General features: G+C 71.4%; 24 protein-coding genes and 1 pseudogene. 19 read left to right on the top strand and 6 right to left on the bottom strand.

Annotated elements, in window-relative coordinates:
• Nucleotides 1–20 precede the first annotated feature (20 nt).
• Nucleotides 21–671 (bottom strand): annotated as a pseudogene (gene cofC / locus ACIRO3_RS00670) (2-phospho-L-lactate guanylyltransferase); the annotation flags it as partial.
• A gap of 190 nt (nucleotides 672–861) precedes the next feature.
• Between cofC and ACIRO3_RS00665 the strand changes: the two are divergent.
• Genes ACIRO3_RS00665 through ACIRO3_RS00655 form a run of 3 tightly spaced genes read left to right on the top strand, consistent with a single transcriptional unit; the run spans nucleotide 862 to nucleotide 3,818 of the window.
• On the top strand, nucleotides 862–1,614 hold the full coding sequence (locus ACIRO3_RS00665; protein ID WP_404131327.1) for a lysophospholipid acyltransferase family protein: 753 nt from the start codon (nucleotides 862–864) through the stop codon (nucleotides 1,612–1,614).
• Entirely contained in the window at nucleotides 1,611–2,621 is a 1,011-nt protein-coding gene (locus ACIRO3_RS00660) for an NAD(P)H-dependent glycerol-3-phosphate dehydrogenase (RefSeq protein WP_361771423.1), read from the top strand. The genes ACIRO3_RS00665 and ACIRO3_RS00660 overlap by 4 nt, the downstream gene beginning before the upstream one ends.
• A gap of 39 nt (nucleotides 2,622–2,660) precedes the next feature.
• On the top strand, nucleotides 2,661–3,818 hold the full coding sequence (locus tag ACIRO3_RS00655) for a D-alanine--D-alanine ligase family protein (RefSeq protein WP_361771424.1): 1,158 nt from the start codon (nucleotides 2,661–2,663) through the stop codon (nucleotides 3,816–3,818).
• Between the two features lie 159 nt (nucleotides 3,819–3,977).
• Here ACIRO3_RS00655 and ACIRO3_RS00650 read toward each other — a convergent pair whose 3' ends face one another.
• Entirely contained in the window at nucleotides 3,978–4,478 is a 501-nt protein-coding gene (locus ACIRO3_RS00650; RefSeq protein WP_361771425.1) for a DUF3515 domain-containing protein, read from the bottom strand.
• A gap of 23 nt (nucleotides 4,479–4,501) precedes the next feature.
• Nucleotides 4,502–4,735 (bottom strand): Lrp/AsnC family transcriptional regulator, encoded by a 234-nt coding sequence (locus ACIRO3_RS00645; RefSeq protein WP_030011290.1) that lies wholly within the window; start codon nucleotides 4,733–4,735, stop codon nucleotides 4,502–4,504.
• A 245-nt stretch (nucleotides 4,736–4,980) separates the two neighbouring features.
• Here ACIRO3_RS00645 and ACIRO3_RS00640 point away from each other — a divergent pair, with 245 nt between their 5' ends.
• Entirely contained in the window at nucleotides 4,981–5,964 is a 984-nt protein-coding gene (locus ACIRO3_RS00640; RefSeq protein WP_053675082.1) for a thiamine-phosphate kinase, read from the top strand.
• Nucleotides 5,961–6,761, top strand: coding sequence for a bifunctional hydroxymethylpyrimidine kinase/phosphomethylpyrimidine kinase (gene thiD, locus ACIRO3_RS00635; protein ID WP_404131324.1), 801 nt, complete (start codon nucleotides 5,961–5,963; stop codon nucleotides 6,759–6,761). Before ACIRO3_RS00640 ends, thiD begins: the two co-directional genes overlap by 4 nt.
• A 137-nt stretch (nucleotides 6,762–6,898) precedes the next feature.
• On the opposite strand, the gene rpmB is transcribed toward thiD, so the two are convergent.
• Nucleotides 6,899–7,084, bottom strand: a complete 186-nt coding sequence (gene rpmB / locus ACIRO3_RS00630; protein ID WP_007266795.1) for a 50S ribosomal protein L28 — start codon at nucleotides 7,082–7,084, stop codon at nucleotides 6,899–6,901.
• Between the two features lie 241 nt (nucleotides 7,085–7,325).
• Between rpmB and ACIRO3_RS00625 the strand changes: the two genes are divergently transcribed.
• The 9 genes from ACIRO3_RS00625 (at nucleotide 7,326) to mutM (ending at nucleotide 16,419) form a co-directional block, all read left to right on the top strand.
• On the top strand, nucleotides 7,326–9,008 hold the full coding sequence (locus ACIRO3_RS00625; RefSeq protein ID WP_404131322.1) for a DAK2 domain-containing protein: 1,683 nt from the start codon (nucleotides 7,326–7,328) through the stop codon (nucleotides 9,006–9,008).
• 37 nt (nucleotides 9,009–9,045) lie between these two features.
• Nucleotides 9,046–11,256 (top strand): ATP-dependent DNA helicase RecG, encoded by a 2,211-nt coding sequence (gene recG / locus ACIRO3_RS00620; RefSeq protein ID WP_404131320.1) that lies wholly within the window; start codon nucleotides 9,046–9,048, stop codon nucleotides 11,254–11,256.
• A gap of 61 nt (nucleotides 11,257–11,317) precedes the next feature.
• Nucleotides 11,318–11,896 (top strand): 16S rRNA (guanine(966)-N(2))-methyltransferase RsmD, encoded by a 579-nt coding sequence (gene rsmD / locus ACIRO3_RS00615; RefSeq protein ID WP_361771429.1) that lies wholly within the window; start codon nucleotides 11,318–11,320, stop codon nucleotides 11,894–11,896.
• A 14-nt stretch (nucleotides 11,897–11,910) separates the two neighbouring features.
• A complete protein-coding gene (coaD, locus tag ACIRO3_RS00610; RefSeq protein ID WP_199826417.1) occupies nucleotides 11,911–12,390 on the top strand; it encodes a pantetheine-phosphate adenylyltransferase in 480 nt (159 codons plus the stop codon).
• Between the two features lie 103 nt (nucleotides 12,391–12,493).
• Nucleotides 12,494–13,585: a DivIVA domain-containing protein gene (locus tag ACIRO3_RS00605; protein ID WP_404131317.1), complete on the top strand. Its 1,092-nt coding sequence runs from the start codon at nucleotides 12,494–12,496 to the stop codon at nucleotides 13,583–13,585.
• 91 nt (nucleotides 13,586–13,676) lie between these two features.
• On the top strand, nucleotides 13,677–14,387 hold the full coding sequence (locus ACIRO3_RS00600) for a DUF177 domain-containing protein (RefSeq protein WP_361771433.1): 711 nt from the start codon (nucleotides 13,677–13,679) through the stop codon (nucleotides 14,385–14,387).
• 2 nt (nucleotides 14,388–14,389) lie between these two features.
• A complete protein-coding gene (rpmF, locus tag ACIRO3_RS00595; RefSeq protein WP_053675094.1) occupies nucleotides 14,390–14,563 on the top strand; it encodes a 50S ribosomal protein L32 in 174 nt (57 codons plus the stop codon).
• A gap of 19 nt (nucleotides 14,564–14,582) precedes the next feature.
• Nucleotides 14,583–15,428 (top strand): ribonuclease III, encoded by an 846-nt coding sequence (rnc, locus tag ACIRO3_RS00590; RefSeq protein ID WP_361771434.1) that lies wholly within the window; start codon nucleotides 14,583–14,585, stop codon nucleotides 15,426–15,428.
• 130 nt (nucleotides 15,429–15,558) lie between these two features.
• A complete protein-coding gene (gene mutM, locus ACIRO3_RS00585; RefSeq protein ID WP_404131314.1) occupies nucleotides 15,559–16,419 on the top strand; it encodes a bifunctional DNA-formamidopyrimidine glycosylase/DNA-(apurinic or apyrimidinic site) lyase in 861 nt (286 codons plus the stop codon).
• On the opposite strand, the gene ACIRO3_RS00580 is transcribed toward mutM, so the two are convergent.
• Complete coding sequence (locus ACIRO3_RS00580) at nucleotides 16,392–16,796, bottom strand: helix-turn-helix domain-containing protein (protein WP_361771436.1); 405 nt, start codon at nucleotides 16,794–16,796, stop codon at nucleotides 16,392–16,394. The two genes, mutM and ACIRO3_RS00580, sit on opposite strands and share 28 nt — an antisense overlap.
• 128 nt (nucleotides 16,797–16,924) lie before the next feature.
• On the opposite strand from ACIRO3_RS00580, the gene ACIRO3_RS00575 reads away from it, so the two are divergent.
• Nucleotides 16,925–17,533: a flavodoxin family protein gene (locus ACIRO3_RS00575; RefSeq protein WP_404131312.1), complete on the top strand. Its 609-nt coding sequence runs from the start codon at nucleotides 16,925–16,927 to the stop codon at nucleotides 17,531–17,533.
• A 70-nt stretch (nucleotides 17,534–17,603) separates the two neighbouring features.
• On the opposite strand, the gene ACIRO3_RS00570 is transcribed toward ACIRO3_RS00575, so the two are convergent.
• Nucleotides 17,604–18,584, bottom strand: a complete 981-nt coding sequence (locus tag ACIRO3_RS00570) for a CAP domain-containing protein (protein ID WP_404131310.1) — start codon at nucleotides 18,582–18,584, stop codon at nucleotides 17,604–17,606.
• 131 nt (nucleotides 18,585–18,715) lie between these two features.
• Between ACIRO3_RS00570 and ACIRO3_RS00565 the strand changes: the two genes are divergently transcribed.
• From ACIRO3_RS00565 to ACIRO3_RS00550, 4 genes are all read left to right on the top strand, one after another.
• Nucleotides 18,716–18,997 carry an acylphosphatase gene (locus tag ACIRO3_RS00565; protein WP_053675108.1) on the top strand — a complete coding sequence of 94 codons (282 nt, stop codon included), beginning with the start codon at nucleotides 18,716–18,718 and terminating at the stop codon, nucleotides 18,995–18,997.
• 350 nt (nucleotides 18,998–19,347) lie between these two features.
• Nucleotides 19,348–19,563 carry a hypothetical protein gene (locus ACIRO3_RS00560; RefSeq protein WP_030227372.1) on the top strand — a complete coding sequence of 72 codons (216 nt, stop codon included), beginning with the start codon at nucleotides 19,348–19,350 and terminating at the stop codon, nucleotides 19,561–19,563.
• A gap of 231 nt (nucleotides 19,564–19,794) precedes the next feature.
• On the top strand, nucleotides 19,795–23,634 hold the full coding sequence (locus ACIRO3_RS00555) for an AAA family ATPase (RefSeq protein ID WP_404131308.1): 3,840 nt from the start codon (nucleotides 19,795–19,797) through the stop codon (nucleotides 23,632–23,634).
• A gap of 256 nt (nucleotides 23,635–23,890) precedes the next feature.
• Nucleotides 23,891–25,321 (top strand): sugar porter family MFS transporter, encoded by a 1,431-nt coding sequence (locus ACIRO3_RS00550; protein ID WP_404131306.1) that lies wholly within the window; start codon nucleotides 23,891–23,893, stop codon nucleotides 25,319–25,321.
• The last annotated feature ends 45 nt before the right edge of the window (nucleotides 25,322–25,366 follow it).

Here is a 25,366-nt window from a genome sequence, read left to right as displayed (position 1 = left end):
TACGCGGTCGCCTGCATACCGGCACTGTATCGGGCGGTGTGACGCCCCACGCCGAGCGCGAGGGCCGTCCGCAGATCCGCCGCGGTGTCCACGTCCCGGCGCACGCTGTCGACGTCCGACAGGGCTATTTCCACCGCCCCCGAGGCGAAATGGCGGGCCCGCGAGGGGCCGCCGAACGAGGGTGCCAATTCCACGTCCGGAGCAGCCGAAAGCAACGTCGTCCCGATTCTCGCCGCATCCGCCAGAAATGCTCGGGGAAATTTCGAGGCGTCATCGAGCACCCGTAGCAATTCGGGTGGCCGCAAGGCCGGCAGATCGGCGTTCATCGCGGCCACCGCCGCCCGGGGCCGCCGCCGTCGCACGGCCCGCTCCCCGTGGGCCAGGGCGGCGTTCAGCCCGGCGCCCGGCGCGTCCGCGACGATCCGGGCGCCCAGCCGGGCCAGTTCCCGGCCGGCCACGCGGTCGTCCGTGACGACCACCACATCCGCGACGGCCGCACAGGCCAGCGCCCCTGCCACGGTGTCCTGCGCGAAGGCCAGCGCGAGCCCCGGACGAGAGCCTCCGACGGCCGCCGCGAGACGGCTCTTGGCAAGCGCCAGCGGCTTCAACGGGACGACCAGACTCCAGACGGCGTTCGTGGCGGACCCCTTCCCTCCGGTGCGCTCCCGCACGCGCTCGAGCCATCGTCAGGTCATGGCCAGGTCATCAGTCGGCCCATTGTCACCTCCGCCCGGGCAGAGGGGAGGCCGGGCGGTGTGAGCGGGGCGTACGGTGTTCTCGACAGAGACCGGGCCTGGGGCCACACTTGTCCGGCCGACGAGGTGCCCAAGCCGCGCACCGGTCCTAGAGGAAGGTGTTCGAGTGTCCCGCCGCAGAATCGGCTTCTGGTACCGCCTGGCGGCGGTCATCGCGAAACCGCCGCTGGTAGTGCTCTTCAAGCGGGACTGGCGGGGAATGGAGCACATTCCGGCCGACGGGGGATTTATCACCGCCGTCAATCACAACTCGTATCTGGACCCGCTCTCGTACGCGCACTTCCAGTACAACACCGGCCGGGTGCCCCGATTGCTCGCGAAGGCCGGCCTCTTCAAGGTGCCTTTTGTCGGCATGATCCTCCGCGGTTCCGGTCAGATCCCCGTGTACCGGGAGACCACCAACGCCCTCGACGCATTCAGGGCGGCCGTCGCGGCCATCGAAGGCGGTGAATGCGTGGCCTTTTACCCGGAAGGCACCCTCACCCGCGATCCCGACATGTGGCCGATGGCCGGCAAGACCGGTGCGGCCCGCGTGGCACTGATCACCAAGGCCCCCGTCATTCCGGTGGCCCAATGGGGCGCGAATCTCGCGATGCCGCCCTACGCGAAGACCGACAAGCTCCGGCTGTTCCCGCGCAAGACCCTCCAGGTGCTCGCCGGACCGCCCGTGGACCTCTCCGCCTTCCACGGCCGGGAACCCACCCCGGACGTGCTCAAGGAGGTCACCGAGGTCATCATGGCGGCCATCACCGAGCTGCTGGAGGAGTTGCGGGGCGAAAGCGCGCCCGCGCAGCCGTACGACCATCGCCAAGCCAGGGCGCAGCAGCGGCGCAACGCCGCGGGGGAGGGCAAGAAGTGACAGGTCCCGTGAAGGCAACCGTGTTCGGAACCGGCTCGTGGGGCACGGCGTTCGCCGTCGTGCTCGCCGACGCCGGCTGCGAGGTGACGATGTGGGGCCGCCGGCAGGAGCTGGTGGACGCCGTCAACACCGACCGGGCCAACCCGGACTACTTCCCCGGCGTCGAACTCCCCGCCAACATCCGGGCCACCACCGACCCGGCCGAGGCCGCCCGCGGCGCCGACTTCACCGTCCTCGCCGTGCCCTCCCAGACCCTGCGCGGCAACCTCGCCGAATGGGCTCCCCTGCTGGCCCCCGACACCGTGCTCGTCTCGCTGATGAAGGGCATCGAACTCGGCACCGCCAAGCGGATGAGCGAGGTCATCGAGGAGGTGGCCAAGGTCCCCGCCGAGCGCGTCGCCGTGGTCACCGGCCCCAACCTGGCCCGCGAGATCGTCGCCCGCCAGCCCGCCGCCTCCGTGGTGGCCTGCGTGGACGACGCCGTGGCCCGGCGCCTCCAGGCGGCCTGTCACACCCCGTACTTCCGCCCGTACACGAGCACCGACGTCATCGGCTGCGAACTCGGCGGCGCCGTCAAGAACGTCATCGGCCTCGCCGTCGGCATCGCGGACGGCATGGGACTCGGTGACAACACCAAGGGCTCGCTCATCACCCGCGGCCTCGCCGAAGCCACCCGCCTGGGCCTCGCGATGGGCGCCGACCCGCTCACCTTCTCCGGTCTCGCGGGCCTCGGCGACCTCGTCGCCACCTGCTCCTCGCCGCTCTCCCGCAACCACACGTTCGGCATCAACCTGGGCCGGGGGATGACCCTGGAGGAGACCATCGCGGTCACCCGACAGACCGCGGAAGGGGTCAAGTCCTGCCAGTCCGTGGCGGATCTGGCACGCCGGTACGGAGTGGACATGCCGATCACCGACACGGTGGTCGACATCGTGCACCACGGGAAGCCCACGCTGGTCGCGCTCAAGGAACTCATGGGACGCAGCGCCAAACCGGAACGGCGCTGACTCCATTCCGGACGTCTGAGCGGGTACCCTCGTGGCGATATGAGCAGCGAGAACCTCCCCCAGACCCCTGAGCAGCAGGGCCGCAAGCCCCGCGTGGCCGTCGTGTTCGGCGGCCGCAGCTCGGAACACGCCATCTCGGTCGTCACGGCGGGCGCCGTGCTGCGGTCCATCGACCGGTCCAAGTACGAGGTGCTGCCCATCGGCATCACCACGGACGGCCGGTGGGCGCTGACCGCCGACGAGCCCTCCCGCATGGCCATCGCCGAGCGGGTGCTCCCGAGCGTCGAGGACCTGGCCGACTCCGAGGACGGCAGCGTCGTCCTCTCCGTCGACCCGGCCAACCGCGAGGTCGTGTACACCGAGCCGGGCGCCGTCCCCAAGGCCCTCGGCGAGGTGGACGTCGTCTTCCCCGTGCTGCACGGCCCGTACGGCGAGGACGGCACCCTCCAGGGCCTGCTGGAGCTCTCCGGCATCCCCTACGTCGGCTCCGGCGTCCTCGCCTCGGCCGTCGGCCAGGACAAGGACTACATGAAGCGGGTGTTCACGTCCTTCGGACTGAACGTCGGCCCGTACGTGACCGTCCGCCCGCGCGAGTGGGAGGCCGACCGGCCCGCCGCCACCGCGAAGATCCTGGACTTCGCCGCCGAACACGGCTGGCCGCTGTTCGTGAAGCCCGCCCGCGCGGGATCCTCCATCGGCATCACCAAGGTGGACGACGCGTCCGGCCTGGACGCCGCGATCGACGAGGCCCGCCGCCACGACCCGAAGATCATCGTGGAGGCGCTGCTGCGCGGCCGCGAGATCGAGTGCGGGGTGCTGGAGTTCGAGGACGGGCCGCGCGCGAGCGTCCCCGCCGAGATCCCGCCGGTCTCCAGCCACGACTTCTACGACTTCGAGGCGAAGTACATCGACTCCGCCTCCGGGATCGTTCCCGCCCCGCTCACCGCCGAGCAGACCGCCGAGGTGCGCCGGCTCGCGATCGAGGCCTTCGACGCCGCGTCCTGCGAGGGCCTGGTGCGCGCCGACTTCTTCCTCACCGAGGACGGCACCTTCGTCATCAACGAGATCAACACCATGCCGGGCTTCACCCCGATCTCCATGTACCCGCGCATGTGGCAGGAGTCGGGCATCGAGTACCCGGAGCTGGTGGACCGCCTGATCGAGGCGGCCCTGCGCCGCTCCACCGGGCTGCGCTAGGTCCCGTCGTCGAAGTGGCGCCGGGCCAGGCGAAACTTTGACGACAGGGGCTGGCACGGCCCGACCCGTACGCACACGAACGCTGACCGCCCGCCGGGATCCCGGCGGGCGGTCAGCGTGAGTGGGGAAGGCCGCGGGGCGGCGGTCGGGCGGGACGACTCAGTACGAGGAGATGCCCACCGGCACGGTCTTGGCGACGGCCGCGGAGAGATCGACCAGCATCCCCGCATCCGTGGCATGCTCCTTGTCGACCAGGACCTCCGTGTACGCCAGCCGCGCCCCGGTGGTGAACCGGAAACCGCCGCCCGCGTCGGCGGGAAGCTTCTCCAGCAGCCAACCGACTCCGTTGACCTCGACACCGTCCTGCTTCGGATCCGACATCTTGGGCGGCTTGGGGACACCGCACCGCAGTACGATCGCCGAGCCGCCCCACGCGGCGGTCAGATCCGACTCGGGTCGGGTGGTGGTCCGCGCCAGGCCGGCCACCTTCTCCGGGAGCTCCTCGTGCAGTGCCGCACAGAGCCCCGCGACGTCGGCGGGCGGCGTGGGCGGCGGATCCACCCGGGCCTCGGCATCGCCCGAGGAACAGCCGGCGAGGGCCGGCAGGACCGCGAAGGCGGGAAGGACCAGTAGACGCAGGGGCCGGCGGTGGAGGGACATCACCGGCCAAGAGTAGACGGGGGCTACAGATGGACCACCGGGCAGGTCAAGGTGCGGGTGATCCCCTCCACCTGCTGGACCTTGGCGACCACCATGCGGCCGAGATCGTCGACGGTGTCCGCCTGGGCGCGCACGATCACGTCGTACGGGCCCGTCACGTCCTCGGCCTGGATCACCCCCGGGATCTGGCCGATGGACTCGGCGACGAACGACGCCTTGCCCACCTCGGTCTGAATGAGGATGTACGCCTGTACCACGGAACCTCCAGGGCGGCCACGAGGATCATTTCCCCTAACCTTCGGGTGGGCCCGGGGACATCGGGTGGGCCCGAGGAAGAAGGGACGCCACGGTACCGCGTCGCCGAGCGTCACGGGGAGACCCGCGAGCCCGGCTCCACGCACGGCGAGGCGCACGGAGAGCAGAAGTTGACGTATCTGTTGACGGTACCCAGAGCTGTGACGGCTCGCGACCGCAAGCGGACTGGGCAAGAAGGGGCACAGCGATGAAGGGCACTGTGGGCGAGCTGGGGGAGTTCGGGCTCATTCGAGAGCTCACCTCACGGCTCACCACCACCCCGGCGGTCCGGCTCGGACCCGGAGACGACGCCGCGGTGGTGTCGGCCCCCGACCGGCGGGTCGTGGCGAGCACGGACATCCTGCTGGAAGGCCGGCACTTCCGGCGCGACTGGTCCACGGCCTACGACGTCGGCCGCAAGGCCGCCGCGCAGAACCTCGCCGACATCGCGGCGATGGGCGCGGTGCCGACCGCACTGCTCCTCGGCCTCGTCGTCCCGGCGGAACTGCCGGTCACCTGGCCCACCGAGCTGATGGACGGCATCCGCGACGAATGCCAGGTCGCGGGCGCGGCCGTGGTCGGCGGCGACGTCGTACGGGGCGACACCATCACCGTCGCCATCACCGCCCTGGGCGACCTGCGCAACCACGAGCCCGTGCTGCGCTCCGGCGCCCAGCCCGGCGACGTGGTGGCCGTCACCGGCTGGCTGGGCTGGTCCGCGGCCGGTTTCGCGGTGCTCTCGCGCGGCTTCCGCTCCCCGCGGGCCTTCGTCGAGGCGCACCGGCGCCCGGAACCGCCGTACCACGCGGGCCCCGCCGCCGCCGGACTCGGCGCCACCGCCATGACCGACGTCAGCGACGGCCTGGTCGCGGACCTCGGGCACATCGCCGAGGCCAGCAAGGTACGGATCGACCTGCGCTCGGCGGCCGTCGACATCCCCAGCCAGATGCACGACATCGGCCAGGCCGTCGGCGTGGACCCGCTCCAGTGGGTCCTGACCGGGGGAGAGGACCACGCCATCGTGGCCACCTTCCCGCCCGACGTGAAGCTGCCCGCCCGCTGGAAGGTCATCGGGGAGGTCCAGAACCGTTCCGCCGCACCCCAGGTGACCGTGGACGGCGCCCCCTGGACCAGCACCGGCGGGTGGGACCACTTCGGCGCCGACCCGGCCGCCGAGGAGCCCGCGCGATGAACCGTCCCCCGCTGTGCCTGACCGTCGCCGGATCCGACTCCGGCGGCGGCGCGGGCATCCAGGCCGACCTCAAGACGATGCTGGCGCTCGGCGTGCACGGGATGAGCGTGCTGACCGCCGTGACGGCCCAGAACTCGCTCGGTGTGCACGGGGCCTGGGAACTGCCCGCCGAGGCCGTCACGGCCCAGTACCGGGCCGTGGTGGACGACATCGGCGTACAGGCGGTCAAGACGGGGATGCTGTCCTCCGCGTCGCTGGTGGAGACGGTCGCCGAACTGCTGGCCGGTACCCGCGCCCCGGCGGTCGTGGACCCCGTCGGCGTCTCCAAGCACGGGGACGCGCTGCTCGCCGACTCGGCGTTGGACGCCGTGCGCAAGGAACTCCTGCCGCGGGCCACCGTCGCCACCCCGAACCTCGACGAGGTGACCCGGCTCACCGGGCTGGTGGTGGAGAGCGAGGACGACATGCGGCGGGCCGCCGACGCGATCCTCGGGCACGGCCCCCGGTGGGCGCTGATCAAGGGCGGACACCTGCGGGCCCACGGCGACCAGGCCGTGGACCTGCTCACCGACGGATCCGACGAGCGGTGGCTGCGCGCACCCCGGCACGACAACCGGCACACGCACGGCACGGGCTGCACCCTCGCGAGCGCGATCGCGGCGGGCCTCGCGAAGGGCCTCGACGTCCCCGATGCCGTCACCGCGGCCAAGGAGTACGTCACCGGGGCCATCGCCGCGGGCTTCGCGCTCGGCGGCGGCATCGGCCCCGTGGACCACGCCTGGCAGTGGCGGGCCTGAACGCACGAAGAGCTCCCGGGAACCCACGACGGGTTCCCGGGAGCTCTCCGCACTCGCTCAGGCAAGGCAAAAGGCCGGCCCACCAGGTGGGCCGGCCTTCTTGGCAACCGGAAAGGGCTGCGCTACGACGTGAGGCGTCAGCGCGAGACCTTGCCGGCCTTGATGCACGAGGTGCAGGCGTTGAGGCGCTTCGGCGTCCCATTGACCACGGCACGGACGCGCTGGATGTTCGGGTTCCAGCGACGCGAGGTGCGGCGGTGCGAGTGGGAGATGTTGTTGCCGAAGCTCGGCCCCTTGGCGCAAACGTCGCAGTTGGCAGCCACAGGTCACTCCAAAGACTTCAGATGCACTTACAGTGAATCCGGCGCACCGGAATCAGAGATCCGAAGTGGTTTGCCGGGGGAATGGCCCGACTCTCATCGGGCAACCGGAGCAGCATACAACGTCTGTGCCGGTCCAAGAAAACTACCATGGCGCCCGCCGGCCACGCCCCGCGGTCCCGAGGCGCCGGCCGCCCTTGGTTACCCTGCGGTGAACCCCGGCCCGCACAAGGAGGAACGCCCGGTGCCTTACGAGCCTCAGTCGCACACCCTCGACGCCGAAGCGGTGCGCACCTGGAGCTCGCTCGCCCTGACCGCCCTGGGCCGGGCCCGCGAGGACATCGACGCGATCAACGTCTACCCCGTCGCCGACGCGGACACCGGCACCAACCTCTACCTGACCGCCGAATCGGCCGCCCGCGAGCTGGCGGCCGCCTGGGCCTCGGCCGCCGGCGACGTGACCGACACCACGCCCGAGCCCGCTCGGGAACCCGCCCCCGGCCCCCTGTCCCTGCCCGAGGCCGCACGGGCCTACGCGCACGGCGCCCTGATAGGCGCCCGGGGCAACTCGGGCACGATCCTCGCCCAACTGCTCCGCGGCGTCGCCGACGTCCTCGGCGCCGAACCCGACGGACGCGGCCCCGGCCCGCTCCTGGCGCAGGCGCTCACCCGCGCCGCCGAGGAGGCCTACCAGGCCGTCGCGCACCCCGTCGAGGGGACCATGCTCACCGTCGCCGCCGCCGCGGCCCGCGCCGGCCACACGGCCGGGGCCGCCGCAGGCAACGCCGCCGACGTGGCCCGCGCCGCCTACGACGGAGCCCGCGCCGCCCTCGCCGAGACCCCGGGGCAGCTCGCCGCGCTGAGCCGGGCCGGGGTGGTCGACGCGGGGGGCTGCGGAGTGGTGGCCGTGCTCGGCGCCCTGTGGCAGGCGCTCTCCGGCCGCGAACCGGCCGCCGAACCCGTCCGCGGCCGGGCCGTGCCCGTACCCCGACCGCCGCAGCCGTGCGCCGAGGAGCACGGCGGGCCCGCGTACGAGGTGATCTACCTGCTGGAGGCCGGCGAGCCCGCCGTCGGGGAACTGCGCGCCCGCCTCGACGGGCTCGGCGACTCCCTCGTCGTGGTCGGCGGTGACGGGCTCTGGAACGTGCACGTCCACGTCGACGACCCGGGCGCCGCCGTCGAGGCCGGCGTCGTCGCCGGACGGCCCTACCGGATCCGCATCACCCACTTCGGCGACGAACGACGCCGGGCCGGCGCCCCGCGCGCCCAGCGGGCCGCGGTCGCCGTGGTGCCGGGCGAGGGACTGGCCGGACTGTGCGGGGAGGCCGGCGCGACCACCGTGCTCGCCCGCCCCGACGCCGCCCCCGCCCCCGCCGAACTGGTCGACGCCATCCGCCGGGCCCACGCCCGCGAGGTGGTGCTGCTGCCCAACGACTCCGAGTGGCGGGGGGCCGCCGCGGCCGCGGCGGAACAGGCCCGCGCCGAGGGGGTGCGGGTCGCCGTGATCCCCACCCGCTCGGCGGTCCAGGGCCTGGCGGCGCTCGCCGTGCACGACCCGGACGCCAGCTTCGACGAGGACGTGGTCGCCATGACGGCGGCGGCCGGCGCCACCCGCTACGGGGAACTCGCCGTCGCGGAACGGCAGTCCTTCACCTCCGCCGGAATCTGCCAGGCCGGCGACGTGCTCGGGCTCATCGACGGCGACGTCGCCGTCATCGGCCCCGGCCTGCCGGAGACCGCCGAGGCCGTCCTGGACCGCATGCTCGGCTCCGGCGGCGAACTCGTCACCCTGGTGCTCGGCGAGGACGTCCCGGACGCCCTCGCCGCCCGCCTGGAGGCCTACGTACAACACGGGCACCTGGCCGTCGACACGGTCACCTACCGGGGTGGACGGTACTCGGCGCCGCTCCTCATCGGGGTCGAATAAGGGTCGAAGGACGGGCTTGTCGGCGCCATGGTGTGCAATGGAACACGTGCCCGCGCTCGACGAAGACCTCAAGAAGACCCTCGGCCCCGCCACCGCCAAGGTGCTGGCCGAGCACCTCGGCCTGCACACGGCCCTGGACCTGCTCCACCATTACCCCCGGCGGTACGCCGAGCGCGGCGAGCTGACCTCCCTCGCGGACCTCGCCGACCAGCTCGACGAGCACGTCACGGTCGTCGCTCAGGTCGCCGACGCGAGACTGCTGACCTACCAGGGCGGCCGGGGCGGCGGAAAGCGCCTCGAAGTCACCATCACGGACGGCAGCGGCCGGCTCCAACTGGTCTTCTTCGGCTCCGGCGTCCACAAACCGCACAAGGACCTGCTGCCCGGCAGCCGCGCGATGTTCGCCGGCAAGGTCTCCCGGTTCAACCACAAGCTCCAGCTCGCCCACCCCGCCTACGAGCCGCTCGGCAAGGACGCGGACGACACCGGCGGGGCTGACGCCGCGGCCGCCTTCGCGGGCCGGCTCATCCCGATCTACCCCGCCTGCAAGCAACTGGAGTCCTGGAAGATCGCCAAATGCGTCGACGCGGTCCTGCCCGGCGTCCGCGAGGCCGTCGACCCGCTCCCCGCCGCCCTGCGCGAGGGCCGCGGACTGGTCCCGCTCACCGAGGCCCTGCTGAAGGTCCACCGCCCGACCACCAAGGCCGACGTGGAGGACGCCCGCCAACGACTCAAGTGGGACGAGGCGTTCGTCCTCCAGGTCGCCCTCGCCCGCCGCCGGCACGCCGATTCCCAACTCCCGGCCGTCCCGCGCCGGCCCCGCCCGGGCGGACTCCTCGACGCCTTCGACGCGAAGCTGCCCTTCACCCTCACCGAGGGCCAGCGGACCGTCTCCAAGGAGATCTTCGACGACCTCGCCACCGACCACCCCATGCACCGCCTGCTCCAGGGCGAGGTCGGCAGCGGCAAGACGATGGTCGCCCTGCGGGCCATGCTGGCCGTCGTCGACGCCGGGGGACAGGCCGCGATGCTCGCGCCCACCGAGGTGCTCGCCCAACAGCACCACCGCTCCATCACCGAGATGATGGGCGAACTCGCCGAGGGCGGCCTGCTGGGCGGATCCGACCAGGGCACCAAGGTCACACTGCTCACCGGCTCGATGGGGGCCCCTGCCAGGCGCCGGGCGCTGCTGGACCTGGTCACCGGCGAAGCCGGCATCGTCATCGGCACCCACGCCCTGATCGAGGACAAGGTGCAGTTCCACGACCTCGGCCTGGTCGTGGTCGACGAACAACACCGCTTCGGCGTCGAACAGCGCGACGCGCTGCGCTCGAAGGGCAAACAACCCCCGCACCTGCTGGTGATGACCGCGACCCCGATCCCGCGCACGGTCGCGATGACGGTCTTCGGCGACCTGGAGACCTCCGTACTGGACCAGCTGCCCGCCGGCCGCTCCCCCATCGCCACCCACGTGGTGCCCGCCAAGGACAAGCCGCACTTCCTCGCGCGCGCCTGGGAACGGGTGCGGGAAGAGGTCGAGAACGGCCACCAGGCGTATGTCGTGTGCCCGCGCATCGGCGACGGCGAGGACGAGCCCAAGAAGAAGAAGGCAGCCGAGGAGGACGGCGACAAACGACCCCCGCTGGCCGTCCTGGAGATCGCCGACCAGCTCGCCCGGGGCCCGCTCGCCGGGCTGGGCGTCGAAGTGCTCCACGGGCGGATGGACCCCGCGGACAAGGACGCCGTCATGCGCCGCTTCACCGCCGGCGAGGTCAAGGTGCTGGTCGCCACCACCGTCATCGAGGTCGGGGTGAACGTCCCCAACTCCACGGTCATGGTGATCATGGACGCGGACCGGTTCGGGGTGTCCCAACTCCACCAGCTGCGCGGCCGCGTCGGCCGCGGCTCGGCGCCCGGACTGTGCCTGCTGGTCAGCGAGATGCACGAGGCGAGCCCCGCCCGGGCCCGGCTCGCCGCCGTCGCCGCCACCCTCGACGGCTTCGAACTCTCCCGGATCGACCTGGAGCAGCGGCGCGAGGGCGACGTCCTGGGGCAGGCCCAGTCCGGTGTCCGCTCCTCGCTGCGCATGCTCGCCGTCATCGAGGACGAGGAGGTCATCGCCCAGGCACGGGAGGAGGCCACCCGCGTCGTCGCCGAAGACCCCGAGCTGGCGCACCTGCCCGGCCTGCGGACCGCCCTGGACACCCTGCTGGACACCGAGCGAGAGGAGTACCTGGAGAAGGGCTGAGGACGACGACCTATCGTTGAACCGCTGAACGTTTCTCCGTCTCCCCACCGAAGGACCCCAGATGACCCGCGTGATCGCCGGCAGCGCCGGCGGGCGACGGCTGGCCGTGCCGCCCGGCACCGGCACCCGCCCGACCTCGGACCGGATGCGCGAAGGGCTCTTCTCCACCTGGGAGTCCCTGCACGGCGTGGAGGGCGCCCGCGTGCTCGACCTCTACGCGGGCTCCGGCGCGGTGGGCCTGGAGGCCCTCTCCCGCGGCGCCGAACGGGCGCTGCTCGTCGAGCCCGACGCGAAGGCCGCCAAGGCGATCAAGGACAACATCACCTCGGTGGGCCTGCCGGGCGCCGAATTCCGTGCGGGCAGGGCCGAACAGATCGTGGCGGTCCCCTCCCACGGGGAGCCGTACGACATCGTCTTCCTGGACCCGCCGTACGTCGTGGAGCACGAGGAACTCCGGGAGATCCTCCTCACACTCCGGTCCAATGGCTGGCTCACGGAGGACGCACTGGTCACCGTGGAACGCAGCACCAGGAGCGGTGCCTTCCCGTGGCCCGACGGCTTCGAACCGCTCCGGTCACGGAAGTACGGCGAGGGCACCCTTTGGTACGGTCGCGCCGCTTTCACCAGCGAAGACTCATGAACGAGGGAGTTCAGTTGCGCCGCGCCGTCTGTCCGGGGTCGTTCGACCCCATCACCAACGGACACCTCGACATCATCGGCCGGGCCTCCCGGCTCTACGACGTGGTCCACGTCGCCGTGATGATCAACCAGTCCAAGCAGGGGTTGTTCACCGTCGAGGAGCGGATCGAGCTGATCCGGGAGGCGACGGCCGACTACGGGAACGTCGAGGTCGAGTCCTTCCACGGACTGCTGGTCGACTTCTGCAAGCAGCGGGACATCCCGGCCATCGTCAAGGGCCTGCGCGCCGTCAGCGACTTCGACTACGAGCTGCAGATGGCCCAGATGAACATGGGACTGTCGGGCGTCGAAACGCTGTTCGTGCCGACCAACCCCACCTACAGCTTCCTGTCCTCCTCCCTGGTCAAGGAGGTCGCCACCTGGGGCGGCGACGTGGCTCACCTGCTGCCGGCGCACGTGCACGCGGCCCTGCTGGAGCGACTGCGCGACCGCTGACGGGTCGTTGTCACCCCGCTCCGCCCCGGGCCCGCACCCCGGGGCCTTACAGTCGTCGGGTCCGACTCGGGAACCGCCCGAGGCCGAGAGAGTGCGAGCCCCCATGGACGTGCAGAAGAAGCTCGACGAGATCGTCGCGGCCGTCGGCGGCGCCCGGTCCATGCCCATGTCCTCCTCGTGCGTGATCAATCGCGCGGAGCTGCTCGCGCAGCTCGAAGAGGTGCGCGAGGCACTGCCCGGATCGCTCGCACAGGCGCGGGAGCTCATCGGCGGCCGGGAGCAGATGGTCGAGGAGGCCCGCCGGGAGGCGGACCGGATCATCGAGACGGCGCACGCCCAACGGGGCTCCCTGATCTCCGACACGGAGGTCGCGCGCCGCTCGCAGGCCGAGGCGGACCGGATCCTCGCGGACGCCCGCCGGGAGGCCGAGGAGATCCGGGCCGAGGCGGACGACTACGTCGACAGCAAACTCGCCAACTTCGAGGTCGTGCTCAGCAAGACCATCGGCTCGGTGGACCGCGGCCGGGAGAAGCTGCTGGGACGCGACCCGGGCGGCAGCGGGTACGACGATCCGACGGACCACGACGCCCCCGAGCCCAGCCCGGATCCGCAGACCCGGCGCGAGCAGGCGGACGCCTACGTGGACACCAAGCTGGCGACCTTCGAGGCGGTGCTGTCCAAGACCCTGGAGGCGGTCGGACGCGGCCGTCAGAAGCTGCTCGGGCGCGCGCCCGTGGACGACCTCGGCGCGCACATGGCGGCCCAGGACGCGGCGGGCCTCCAGCAGGGCCGCTCGTCGAGCGACGCCGACTTCCTGGCCGGTCTGGCCGAGCCGGCGGCCCCGATGATCCCGGCCCAGGTCCAGGCACCGGCGCCGCAGGAGCCCGTGTACGACGGCTACTCCTACCAGCAGCCCGCGGCCCACCAGCAGGACGCGTACGCCGCGTACCAGGATCCGTACGGCTACCAGCAGCAGCCCGACCCCTACGCCGGCTCCTACCAGCAGCAGCCGGACCCGTACGGGGCCTACCAGCAGCAGGTCCCGCAACACCAGGACCAGCAGCACCAGCAGCACCAGGGCGGACACCAGCACGAACAGCAGGTTCCCCCGCAGCCCGCGCTCGACGAGACCAGCTTCTTCGACACGAGCATGATCGACCTGAACCAGCTGCGGCAGTACGAGCAGGGACGCTAGCGGGGTCGCGGGAAGCCCTCCGGTCCGGATTGGGCTCAGAGCGAAGCGGCGGGTATCCTGGCTGTTCGGTCGCGCGTATGCACCGCGATCCATGCTGCCCGTAAGCGGCAGAAACTTTGATCTTCAGCGATCTGTGAAAGCAGGAACGGCCCTGAATACCCGCCTCGACCACCACGACCCCCTCGTGTTCGACACGCACGAGCTGGGCCGGCGTCCTGGTGCCATGCAGCGGCTGTCCCGTGAGATCGCGGCACCGGCGGACCTCGGTCTCGCCGGCGTCATCGGGGTACCGGAAGGCTCCCCGCTGAAGCTCAGCCTCCGCCTGGAGTCGGTCATGGAAGGGGTGCTTGTCACAGGCACCGCCCGTGCATCGGCCGTGGGGGAGTGCGTAAGGTGTCTGGAGTCTGTCGGGCGCGAGCTCAAGGCGGACTTCCAGGAGATGTTCTCGTACCCTGACGCCGACGACCGGAGCCGCTCCAAGGCGGAACCGGCCGACGACGCCGAGGACGACGAGGACACGCTCTTCCTCGAGGACGGCTTGTTCGACCTCGAACCCGTGCTGCGGGACGTGGTGGTGCTCGCACTGCCGCTGCAGCCGGTGTGCCGAGAAGACTGTCTCGGACTGTGCCCCGATTGCGGGCTCAGCCTGAACGACGACCCGGACCACCACCATGAGGCCGTCGACATCCGTTGGGCGGCCTTGCAGGAACTCGTCGTGACCGATCAGGACGACGAGAAGGACAACATGAGCGGCACTGCATCTGACGGAGTTCAGAGCGCCGCCGAGAAGCAGGAGAAGTAGCCGTGGCTGTTCCGAAGCGGAAGATGTCGCGCAGCAACACGCGCCACCGCCGGTCGCAGTGGAAGGCTGCGGTCCCCAACCTGGTTTCGTGCGAGCGCTGCCAGGAGCCGAAGCTCCAGCACATTGCGTGCCCGAGCTGCGGCACCTACAACAAGCGCCAGGTTCTCGAGGTCTGAGCGGCTGGTGAGAGGCGCAATGTCTGAGCTGTCCAACGCTGAGAAGCAGGCAGACAGTAACAACGCGGCCTCGTCCCACGTGCTTCTGGAAGGGCGGCTCGGGTACCAACTCGAGACCGCCCTTCTGGTGCGTGCACTGACCCACCGCTCGTACGCGTACGAGAACGGCGGTCTGCCCACCAACGAGCGCCTGGAGTTCCTCGGGGACTCCGTGCTCGGCCTGGTGGTCACGGACACGCTGTACACGACCCACCCCGACCTGCCGGAAGGCCAACTGGCCAAACTGCGGGCCGCTGTGGTCAACTCGCGCGCACTGGCGGAGGTCGGGCGTGGCCTCGAACTCGGCTCCTTCATCCGGCTCGGCCGGGGCGAAGAGGGCACGGGTGGCCGGGACAAGGCCTCCATCCTCGCCGACACCCTTGAAGCGGTGATCGGCGCGGTCTACCTCGATCAGGGCCTCGAAGCGGCCTCGGAGCTGGTCCACCGGCTCTTCGACCCGCTCATCGAGAAGTCCTCCAACCTCGGGGCCGGCCTGGACTGGAAAACCAGTCTCCAGGAGCTCACGGCGGCCGAAGGCCTTGGTGTACCGGAATATCTGGTCACCGAGACCGGTCCGGACCACGAGAAGACCTTCACAGCTGCCGCTCGCGTCGGTGGTGTCTCGTACGGCACCGGCACCGGCCGCAGCAAGAAGGAAGCGGAACAGCAGGCGGCCGAGTCCGCGTGGCGCGGGATTCGCGCCGCCGCGGACGAGCGGATCGCGGCGGCGGCCGCTGCCGCAGCCGCTCCGGCAGAGGTCGCGGCTCCGGCCGCGGCCGAGGACGGCGGGGCTCCGGCGCCCGTCGAACCGTCGCCGGGCGTCTGACCCTTCCTTCGGGATGTTCCCCGCCCCGCCCCTCTCCGGAGGGGCGGGGCGGTCCCGTTTCCGGGCACCCGAAGGGCGGCCGGTAGGCTCGACGGAACGTCCAGACCCGCCGCCCTCCCGGAGGAACACCGTGCCCGAGCTGCCCGAAGTCGAAGTGGTGCGGCGCGGTTTGGAGCGTTGGGTGGCGGGGCGGACCGTCGCCTCCGTGGAGGTCCTGCACCCCCGCGCCGTGCGGCGACACCCGGGCGGCGGCGACGATTTCGGCGACCGGCTCACCGGGGAGACCATCGGGGTGCCGCAGCGGCGCGGGAAGTACCTGTGGCTGCCCCTCGTGGAACGGGACCTGTCGGTGCTGGGCCACCTCGGCATGAGCGGACAGCTGCTGGTGCAGCCGGTCGGCGCCCCCGACGAGAAGCACCTGCGGATCCGCGTGCGCTTCGACGACGCGACCGGCACTGAGCTGCGCTTCGTGGACCAGCGGACCTTCGGCGGGCTGTCCCTGCACGAGAACACCCTCGACGGGCTCCCCGACGTGATCGCGCACATCGCCCGTGACCCGCTGGACCCGCTCTTCCCCGAAGCCGCCTACCACCTCGCGCTGCGCGCCAAGCGGACCACCGTCAAGCGGGCCCTGCTGGACCAGTCGCTGATCAGCGGGGTCGGGAACATCTACGCCGACGAGGCCCTGTGGCGCGCCCGGCTGCACTACGAGCGCCCGACCGCCACGCTCACGCGCCCCCGGAGCGCGGAACTCCTCTCCCACGTCCGGGACGTCATGAACGCCGCGCTCGCCGTCGGCGGGACCAGCTTCGACAGCCTGTACGTCAACGTGAACGGGGAGTCCGGTTACTTCGACCGCTCGCTCGACGCGTACGGCCGGGAGGACGAGCCCTGCCGGCGTTGCGGGACTCCGATGCGCCGCCGGCCCTGGATGAACCGGTCGAGCTACTTCTGCCCGCGCTGTCAGCGACCGCCGCGCGCCTCGTCGTAGGACGCCCGGGCGGCGAGCACCTCTTGCATGCTGCCCTCCAGGAAGTGGATCAGGGCGAGCAGTCGGTCGGCGACCTCGTGGCCCAGGGGGGTGAGCTCGTAGTCGACGCGAGGCGGGTTCGTGGGCTGCGCCTCGCGGTGGACTATGCCGTCGCGTTCCAGTGCGTGCAGGGTCTGGGAGAGCATCTTCTCGCTGACGCCGTCCACGCGGCGGCGCAGCTCGTTGAAGCGACAGGCGCCGTCGCGCAGGGCGCCCACGGTCAGACTGCCCCAGCGTCCCGTGACGTGCTCCAGGGTTTCCCGGGACGGGCAGGTGCGGGCGAAGACGTCGAAAGGCAGTTCCGATGCCGGCGCTTCCGTGCGAACAGGAGTCTCCATGGCTCCAGCCTACCTCCGGGTAGCGCTAACTGTCTGCTTGCGCTTTCGAAAAGTTAGTGGTTCTCTTTGGGGCGTCGCGGTCGTGCCGCGACGCGACCCACCGCGCACTTCCCCGAGGGAGAACCACCATGTCCGCCATCACGCCCACCCCCGTCGTCTCGGTCGCCTACCACTCGGGATACGGCCACACGGCGGTCGTCGCCGAGGCCGTCCGGGCGGGAGCCGCCGACGCCGGCGCGAGCGTCCACCTCGTCAAGGTCGACGAGATCGACGAGGCGCAGTGGGAGCTGCTGGACGCCTCCGACGCGATCATCTTCGGCTCCCCGACGTACATGGGCACCGCGTCGGGCGCCTTCCACGTCTTCGCCGAGGCCACCTCGAAGCGCTGGTTCGGGGACGTCTGGCAGGACAAGGTCGCCGCCGGCTTCACCAACTCCGGCTCGAAGAGCGGCGACAAGATGCACACGCTGCAGTTCTTCCAGACCCTGGCCGCGCAGCACGCGATGAGCTGGGTCAACCTCGGTCTGAAGCCGGGCTGGAACTCCACCACCGGCTCCGAGTACGACCTGAACCGCCTCGGCTTCTTCTCGGGCGCCGCCGCGCAGACCAACGCCGACCAGGGCCCCGAAGCGGTCCACAAGTCGGACATCGCCACCGCCGAGCACCTCGGCCGGCGCGTCGCCGAGCACACCCGCGTCGTCCTGGCGGGTCGCGCCGCGCTCGCCGTCGCGGGCTAGGATCCGCCGCGCTCGCGGTCACAGCACCAGATCCCGGACGGCGGGCTTCCAGCCCACGGGCGGCGCTCTTCTAGAAGCCGAAGTCCTGGGTCCACCACGGGCCGCCGGCGGCGAAGTGGGCGCCGACGCCCAGGGTGCGGAACTCGCAGTTGAGGATGTTCGCCTTGTGGCCCGGGCTGTTCATCCAGGCCTTCATCACGGCGTCGGCGTCACCCTGACCGCGGGCTATGTTCTCGCCGCCGAGGCCCGAGATGCCCGCGTTGTCGGCCCGCTTCCACGGGGTGTTCCCGTCCGGGTCGGTGTGGTCGAAGAAGCCCCGTACGGCCATGTCCTTGCTGAAGGCGCCCGCCAGCGCCGCCAGGGGCGGATTCGCCCGGACCGGGCCGCAGCCCGCCTGGGCCCGCTCCTGGTTCACCAGGGTCAGCACGGCCGCCTCCTCGGCGGAGTGTCCGGCGGAGGGGGTGGGAGCCGTGGGCGTCGGCGCGGGGGCCGACGGCTTCCTGGTCGGCTCGGGCTCGGGCTTGGGCTCCGGCTTGGGTTCGGGCTTCGGCTGCGGCGCGGGGGCGGCGGGCTTCTCCGGCTCCGGCTGCACCGGCCGGGGCTTCACGGGCTTCGGCGTCACGGGTTCCGGCTTCACCGGCTCCGGCGTCCTCGTCGGGGCCGAGGGCTTCGGCGTCGGGGGCTGCGTCGTCGGCGTGGGGGCGGGCGTCGGGGTGGCCGAGGCCGAGCGGGACGGCGACGCCGGCCGCGTCGGGGTGGCGCTGCCCGGGGCGGCGGGCGTGGAGGCGCGGCCCTGCAGACCGGCGAGGCCGCCCTGCCCCTGTACCGCGTTCTCGTCCCGGGCGGACGGCGAGGCCTTGGCCTCCGTCTTCGCGCCGGCGTCCGTCCCCACGTAGGGGAAGGAGCCGCCGACCGGGACGATGCCGATCGTGACGGCCGCCGTCGTACCCAGGACAAGGGCGACGGGGACACCCACGATGCCGATGCGGACGGCGGTGCCGCGCTTGCCGCCGCCGCTGCGCGGCGGAGCGGGGAGTTTGTGGCGTCCCATCGGCGTCGTGCCTTCCTTCAGCGATCAATCTTTGCTCACCCAAACGGATGAGCTCATTGGAGCGGGACTGTACGCCATGGGGCCCGGGGGGCGATGTGCCGCGAAACGGACGTCCCGGTTAGCGTTCACGCATGAACGAAGAAGTCCGGCTGACCGCTTGGGTGCGCGGCCGTGTACAGGGAGTGGGCTTCCGCTGGTTCACCAGGGCCAACGCTCTGGAGATCGGCGAGGTGGTCGGCTTCGCGCTCAACCTGGACGACGGTCGAGTACAGGTGGTGGCCGAAGGTCAACGTGAGAATTGCCACCGGCTGCTCGACTGGCTCCGCTCGGCCGACACGCCCGGCCGGGTCGACGGAGTGACAGAGATCTGGGGCACACCGCGCGGTGGCTATGACGGATTCGCGATCCGATGACCGATCGACTGATCATGCACTGATCAGATCTCTGGATGGTCGACACACGGTCGGATCTGCGCATTCGTCTCGGAGCCGTTGCCGTCGGTCGCGATTCGTGGAAGGCTCGGAGAAGAGGATGATCTCCACGCCGCAGGCGAGGGCCGGGCCGCCCGCCGATACGGGGCGTGATCGTGTTGACCGTCAAACTTTTTGGTGAGACGCTGGAAGCCCCGCGCACCTGAGCTGTTTGGCAGTGTTGGCAGTAGTAAGCGCAGTGACTGTCAGTTGCTGCCGGACATCCGCGGGTGCGATTCCCTCACGACCCACACCGCTCTCGGTCGGTCACTCAGTGTGGAGGACCATCCATCATGGCAAAGGCGCTTCTCGGTTACGTCGGCGGTTCCGACCCGCGACTCCTCGCCGAGATGCGACGGCTTCAGCAGCGCGTCCAGGACCTCGAGTCCGAGCTCGGACGAATTCAGTCCGAGAACGACGCACTGAACGCGGCCGCCGCTCAGCACGGAGACTCGCTGCTCGACAGCATCGACCTCGACGTACCCCAGGCGGAGCCTGCGCTCACCTGATCCGCGCTTCACTCGTCGCTCGATCCAGCCCCGTTTGATCTGCAAGGGACGCTCCGGCGTCCCTTCTTTCTTTCACGGCCGGCTCCTCTTCGCACCGCCGGCCCCTCACCCGCCGGCCGTCCCGCCCGGGCCGCACCATTGGGCCAGGTGGGGGGGGTTGATTCCTTTGACGTCTGATCTGCCCTGCACCTTCATGGGTGAAACCGAACGTGAAAGGTAGAGTCCGGCGGCGTGCACCTCAAGTCCCTGACCCTGCGTGGCTTCAAGTCATTTGCTTCCGCGACCACCCTGCGCTTCGAACCGGGGATCACCTGCGTCGTCGGTCCGAACGGATCGGGCAAGTCCAACGTGGTGGACGCGCTGTCCTGGGTCATGGGCGAACAAGGGGCCAAGTCTCTGCGCGGCGGGAAGATGGAAGACGTCATCTTCGCCGGCACGACGGGCCGCCCGCCCCTGGGGCGCGCCGAGGTCTCGCTGACCATCGACAACTCCGACGGCGCGCTGCCGATCGAGTACGCCGAGGTCACCATCACGCGGATCATGTTCCGCGGCGGGAGCAGCGAGTACCAGATCAACGGCGACACCTGCCGGCTGCTCGACATCCAGGAGCTGCTCTCCGACTCCGGCATCGGCCGCGAGATGCACGTCATCGTCGGGCAGGGCCAACTGGACTCCGTGCTGCACGCCGATCCGATGGGCCGCCGGGCCTTCATCGAGGAGGCGGCCGGCGTGCTGAAGCACCGCAAGCGCAAGGAGAAGGCGCTGCGGAAGCTCGACGCGATGCAGGCCAACCTCGCGCGCGTGCAGGACCTCAACGACGAACTGCGCCGACAGCTCAAGCCGCTCGGACGCCAGGCGGCGGTGGCCCGCCGGGCCGCCGTGATCCAGGCGGACCTGCGGGACGCGCGACTGCGGTTGCTCGCCGACGACCTGGTCATCCTGAAGGGCGCGCTGGACGCCGAGGTCGCCGACGAGGCGGCGCTGAAGCAGCGCAAGGAGGCCGCCGAACGGGAGCTCGCGGGCGCGCTGCGACGCGAGGCCGAGCTGGAGGAAGCGGTACGGGAACTCGCGCCCCGGTTGCAACGGGCCCAGCAGACCTGGCACGAGCTGGCCCAGTCGGCCGAACGGGTGCGGGGAACCGTTTCCCTGGCGCAGGCGCGGGTCAAGAGCGCCTCCGCGCCGCCGGAGGACGAGCGCCGCGGCCGTGATCCGCAGGAGATGGAGCGCGAGGCGGCGCGCATCCGTGAGCAGGAGGCCGAACTGACGGCCGCTCTGGAGGCGGCCTCGCGGGCACTGGAGGACACGGTCGAGCACCGGGCCGAGCTGGAGCGTTCCCTGGCCGACGAGGAACGCCGGCTCCGGGACGCGGCGCGGGCCGTCGCCGACCGGCGCGAGGGGCTGGCCCGCCTGACCGGCCGGTTGGGCGCGGCCCGGTCCCGGGCTGGCGCGGCGCAGGCGGAGATCGAACGGCTCGAGGCGGCTCGGGACGACGCCGAGTCCCGAGCGGCGCGGGCGCAGGCGGAGTACGAGGCGTTGGCCGAGGAGGTCGGAGCCCTCGACGACCCGGCGGTCGAGGGGGAGTACGAGGCGGCGCGGGCCCGACTGGCGGGTTGCGAGACGGCCCTGACTGCGGCTCGCGAGGCGCTGACCTCGGCGGAGCGTTCCCGGGCGGCCGTGGCGGCCCGACGTGACGCGTTGGCGCCGGCGCTGCGGCGCAAGGACGGCACGGGAACCCTGCTCGGCGCGCGCGAACGGCCGGCGGGGCTGCTCGGCCCGGCGGCCGAACGGGTGTCGGTGTCGCCGGGGTACGAGGTGGCGGTCGCGGCGGCGTTGGGAGCGGCGGCCGACGCGCTCGCCGTGACCTCGGCGGGGGCGGCGGCGGAGGCCATCCGGCACCTGAGGGACACGGACGCGGGGCGGGTCACCTTCCTGATCGCCCCGGGGACCGCGGCCGTCCTGCCTGGTCAGGCCGTGGACCCGCGGACCAGGCCGTCGGCGGCGGAGGCGGGCCTGCCGGGCCAGAGCGCCGGCCCCGGTTCCAGCGCGGTCCAGGGGACGGCGACGGGGACTGCTTCGGCTTCGGCTTCCGCTCCCACGCAGGCCCCGGGCCCGGCTTCGGCTTCGGGCTCAGGTATGGCTTCGGCCCCGGGTACGGCTTCGGCTTCGGGCTCGGCTGCCTCTCCGGCGGAGGTTGGCTCAGGGCCGGCCGCCGCGCACGTGCCCGCTCCCGTCGCCGCGCCCGCCGCGACGGTGGTCGGGTCCCGCACGCCCGGGGTGCCCGCCGGGAGCCTGGTGTCGGGGGACCCGGGCGTGGTGCGGGCCGTGGCCTGGGCGCTGCGGGAGTACGTCGTCGTCCCCACCCTGGACGAGGCCGAGGCGCTGGTGGCCGAGCGGGCCGATCTGGTCGCGGTGACCGCGGACGGGGACGTCCTGGGGGCGCACCTCGCGCACGGCGGTTCCGCCGGGGCGCCGAGCCTCATCGAGGTACGGGCCGCCGTGGACGAGGCCGAGGCCGAGCTGGCGCGGTTGGAGGAGGAGTGCGCGGAGCTGGCCCGGGTCAAGGAGAGCGCCCACGCCGACCGGCAGGAGGCGACCGGGCTGGTCGAGGAGCTGGCCGAGCGCCGCCGGGAAGGGGAACGGGCCAGGGCCGGCGTCGCGCAGCAGTTGGGCCGGCTCGCGGGACAGGCGAAGGGCGCGGCGGGCGAGGCCGAGCGGGGCGCCTTGGCCGCGGCCACGGCGCAGGGCGCGCTGGAGCGGGCGCGCGTCGAGGTGGAGGAGTGCGCGGAACGGCTCGCCGTGGCCGAGGAGATGCCGGTGGACGAGGAGCCCGACACCTCGGCGCGGGACCGACTCGCCGCCGACGGGGCCAACGCGCGACAGACGGAGATGGAGGCGCGGCTCCAGCTCAGGACCCACGAGGAGCGGGTCAAGGGCCTGGCCGGGCGGGCGGAGGCGCTCGACCGCGGCGCCAGGGCCGAGCGCGAGGCCAGGGCCCGCGCCGAACGGCGCCGGCAGCGGCTGGCCCACGAGGCCGAGGTGGGCCGGGCGGTGGCCGACGGGGCCCGACAGGTACTGGCCCATCTGGAGGTGTCGATCGGTCGGGCCGAGGCGGAGCGCGGCAGCGCCGAGCAGGCGAAGGGGCTGCGTGAGCGGGAGCTCGCCGAGGCCCGCGGCCGGGGCCGTGACCTCAAGGGGGAGCTCGACAAGCTGACCGACTCCGTGCACCGGGGCGAGGTCCTCGGGGCCGAGAAGCGGCTGCGGATCGAGCAGGTGGAGGGCCGCGCCCTGGAGGAGTTCGGGGTGGAGTCGGCCGGCCTGGTGGCCGAGTACGGCCCCGATCAGCCGGTTCCGCCGTCACCGGCGGCGGAGGGGGAGGAGCTGCCGCAGGACCCGGAGCATCCGCGGAACCGGCCGGGACCGTACGTCCGGGCCCACCAGGAGAAGCGGCTCAAGGTGGCCGAACGCGCCTACCAGCAGCTGGGGAAGGTCAACCCGCTGGCGCTGGAGGAGTTCGCGGCGCTGGAGGAGCGGCACCGATTCCTCAGTGAGCAGCTGGAGGACCTGCGCAAGACGAGGACCGATCTGCTCCAGGTCGTGAAGGAGGTCGACCAGCGGGTCGAGGAGGTGTTCACCGAGGCCTACCGGGACACGGCGCGTCAGTTCGAGGGGGTCTTCTCGCGGCTGTTCCCCGGTGGCGAGGGCCGGTTGATCCTCACGGACCCCGACAACATGCTGACCACCGGCGTGGACGTGGAGGCGCGCCCGCCGGGCAAGAAGGTCAAGAGGCTGTCACTGCTGTCCGGCGGCGAGCGTTCGCTGACCGCGGTCGCGTTGCTGGTGTCCATCTTCAAGGCGCGGCCCAGCCCGTTCTACGTCATGGACGAGGTCGAGGCCGCGCTGGACGACACCAACCTGCAGCGGCTGATCCGGATCATGGAGGAGCTCCAGGAGAGCTCGCAGCTGATCGTGATCACGCATCAGAAACGCACGATGGAGGTCGCCGATGCCCTGTACGGCGTCTCCATGCAGGGAGATGGAGTCTCCAAAGTGATCAGTCAGAAGCTCCGTTAAAGGGGCTCATCCTTCAATAGATGAACGCAAACCCCGAGAGCGTTCACTCGGCTGCCGGTATTCAGCGCGTGAAACGGGTTCTTCATCTCCTATTGACTTCAGGAAGTGAAGTCATAAGCTCTCCTCTGTCGCCGTGATGTTCAGGTGGTGGTGCACCGTTTGATGTGCGCCACTGTGAGGAACACGATCAGGCGACGACACGAGTACCAACACCCCCCACGCTGCCCGCCGTCGGCGCCGGGCCCAGGAGCGCACCTTGACCAGCACAGCGAACGCACCCGCGGCAGGCGGGGGAAGCGCGGACCACCCCGATCACCTCGGGCACGTCATCTTCATCACCGCGGCCGCCGCCATGGGCGGCTTCCTCTTCGGCTACGACAGTTCCGTCATCAACGGCGCCGTCGAGGCCATCCGGGACCGCTTCGACGTCAGTTCCGGAACGCTCGCCCAGGTGATCGCCGCCGCGCTGATCGGCTGCGCCTTCGGCGCCGCCACCGCCGGTCGCATCGCCGACCGGATCGGCCGCATCCGTTGCATGCAGATCGCCGCGGTCCTCTTCACCGCCAGCGCCCTCGGTTCGGCCCTGCCCTTCGCGCTCTGGGACCTCGCCACGTGGCGCGTCATCGGAGGCTTCGGCATCGGCATGGCCTCCGTGATCGGCCCCGCCTACATCGCCGAGGTCTCCCCGCCCGCGTACCGCGGCCGGCTCGCCTCGTTCCAGCAGGCCGCGATCGTCATCGGCATCGCCGTCTCACAGCTGGTCAACTGGGGCATCCTCAACCTCGCCGACGGCGACCAGCGCGGCGAGATCGGCGGCCTGGAAGCCTGGCAGTGGATGCTGGGCGTCATGGTCATCCCGGCCGTGCTCTACGGTCTGCTGTCCTTCGCCATCCCCGAGTCCCCGCGCTTCCTCGTCTCGGTCGGCCGCATGGAGAAGGCGAAGACGGTCCTGCGCGAGGTCGAGGGCGAGCGCATCGACGCCGACGCCCGCGTCCGCGAGATCGACAACGCCATCCACTCGGAGCACAAGTCGACCTTCAAGGACCTGCTCGGCGGCCGCGTCGGCTTCCTGCCGATCGTCTGGATCGGCATCGGGCTCTCCGTCTTCCAGCAGCTCGTCGGCATCAACGTGATCTTCTACTACAGCTCCTCGCTGTGGCAGTCGGTCGGCATCGACGCGAGCTCCTCGTTCCTGTACTCCTTCGAGACGTCCGTCGTGAACATCATCGGTACGGTGATCGCGATGCTGCTGGTCGACCGGATCGGTCGCAAGCCGCTCGCCCTCATCGGCTCCGTGGGCATGACGATCTCCCTCTCGCTCGCCGCCTGGGCCTTCTCCTTCCGGTCCGGCAGCGGCAACGACGTCACCCTGCCGCACGCCCAGGGTCTGGTGGCCCTCTTCGCCGCCAACTTCTTCGTGCTCTTCTTCGCCCTCTCCTGGGGCGTGGTGGTCTGGGTGCTGCTCGGCGAGATGTTCCCGGGCCGCATCCGCGCCGCCGCCCTCGGTGTGGCGGCCGCCGCCCAGTGGATCGCCAACTGGGTCATCACGGTCACGTTCCCGTCGCTGTCGGACTGGAACCTGTCCGGCGCCTACATCATCTACGCGTGCTTCGCCCTGCTCTCGATCCCGTTCATCCTCAAGTGGGTGCCGGAGACCAAGGGCAAGGCGTTGGAGGAGATGGGGTAACCACCCCCGCCAACACCCCCTCTCCTCTCCCGACAGGTACTGCCC

It is taken from the genome of Streptomyces sp. NPDC102278 (assembly GCF_044766345.1).
GTDB lineage: Bacteria > Actinomycetota > Actinomycetes > Streptomycetales > Streptomycetaceae > Streptomyces.
The sequence above is the reverse complement of the archived record's forward strand: the minus strand, read 5'-3'. Positions and strand labels throughout refer to the sequence as shown.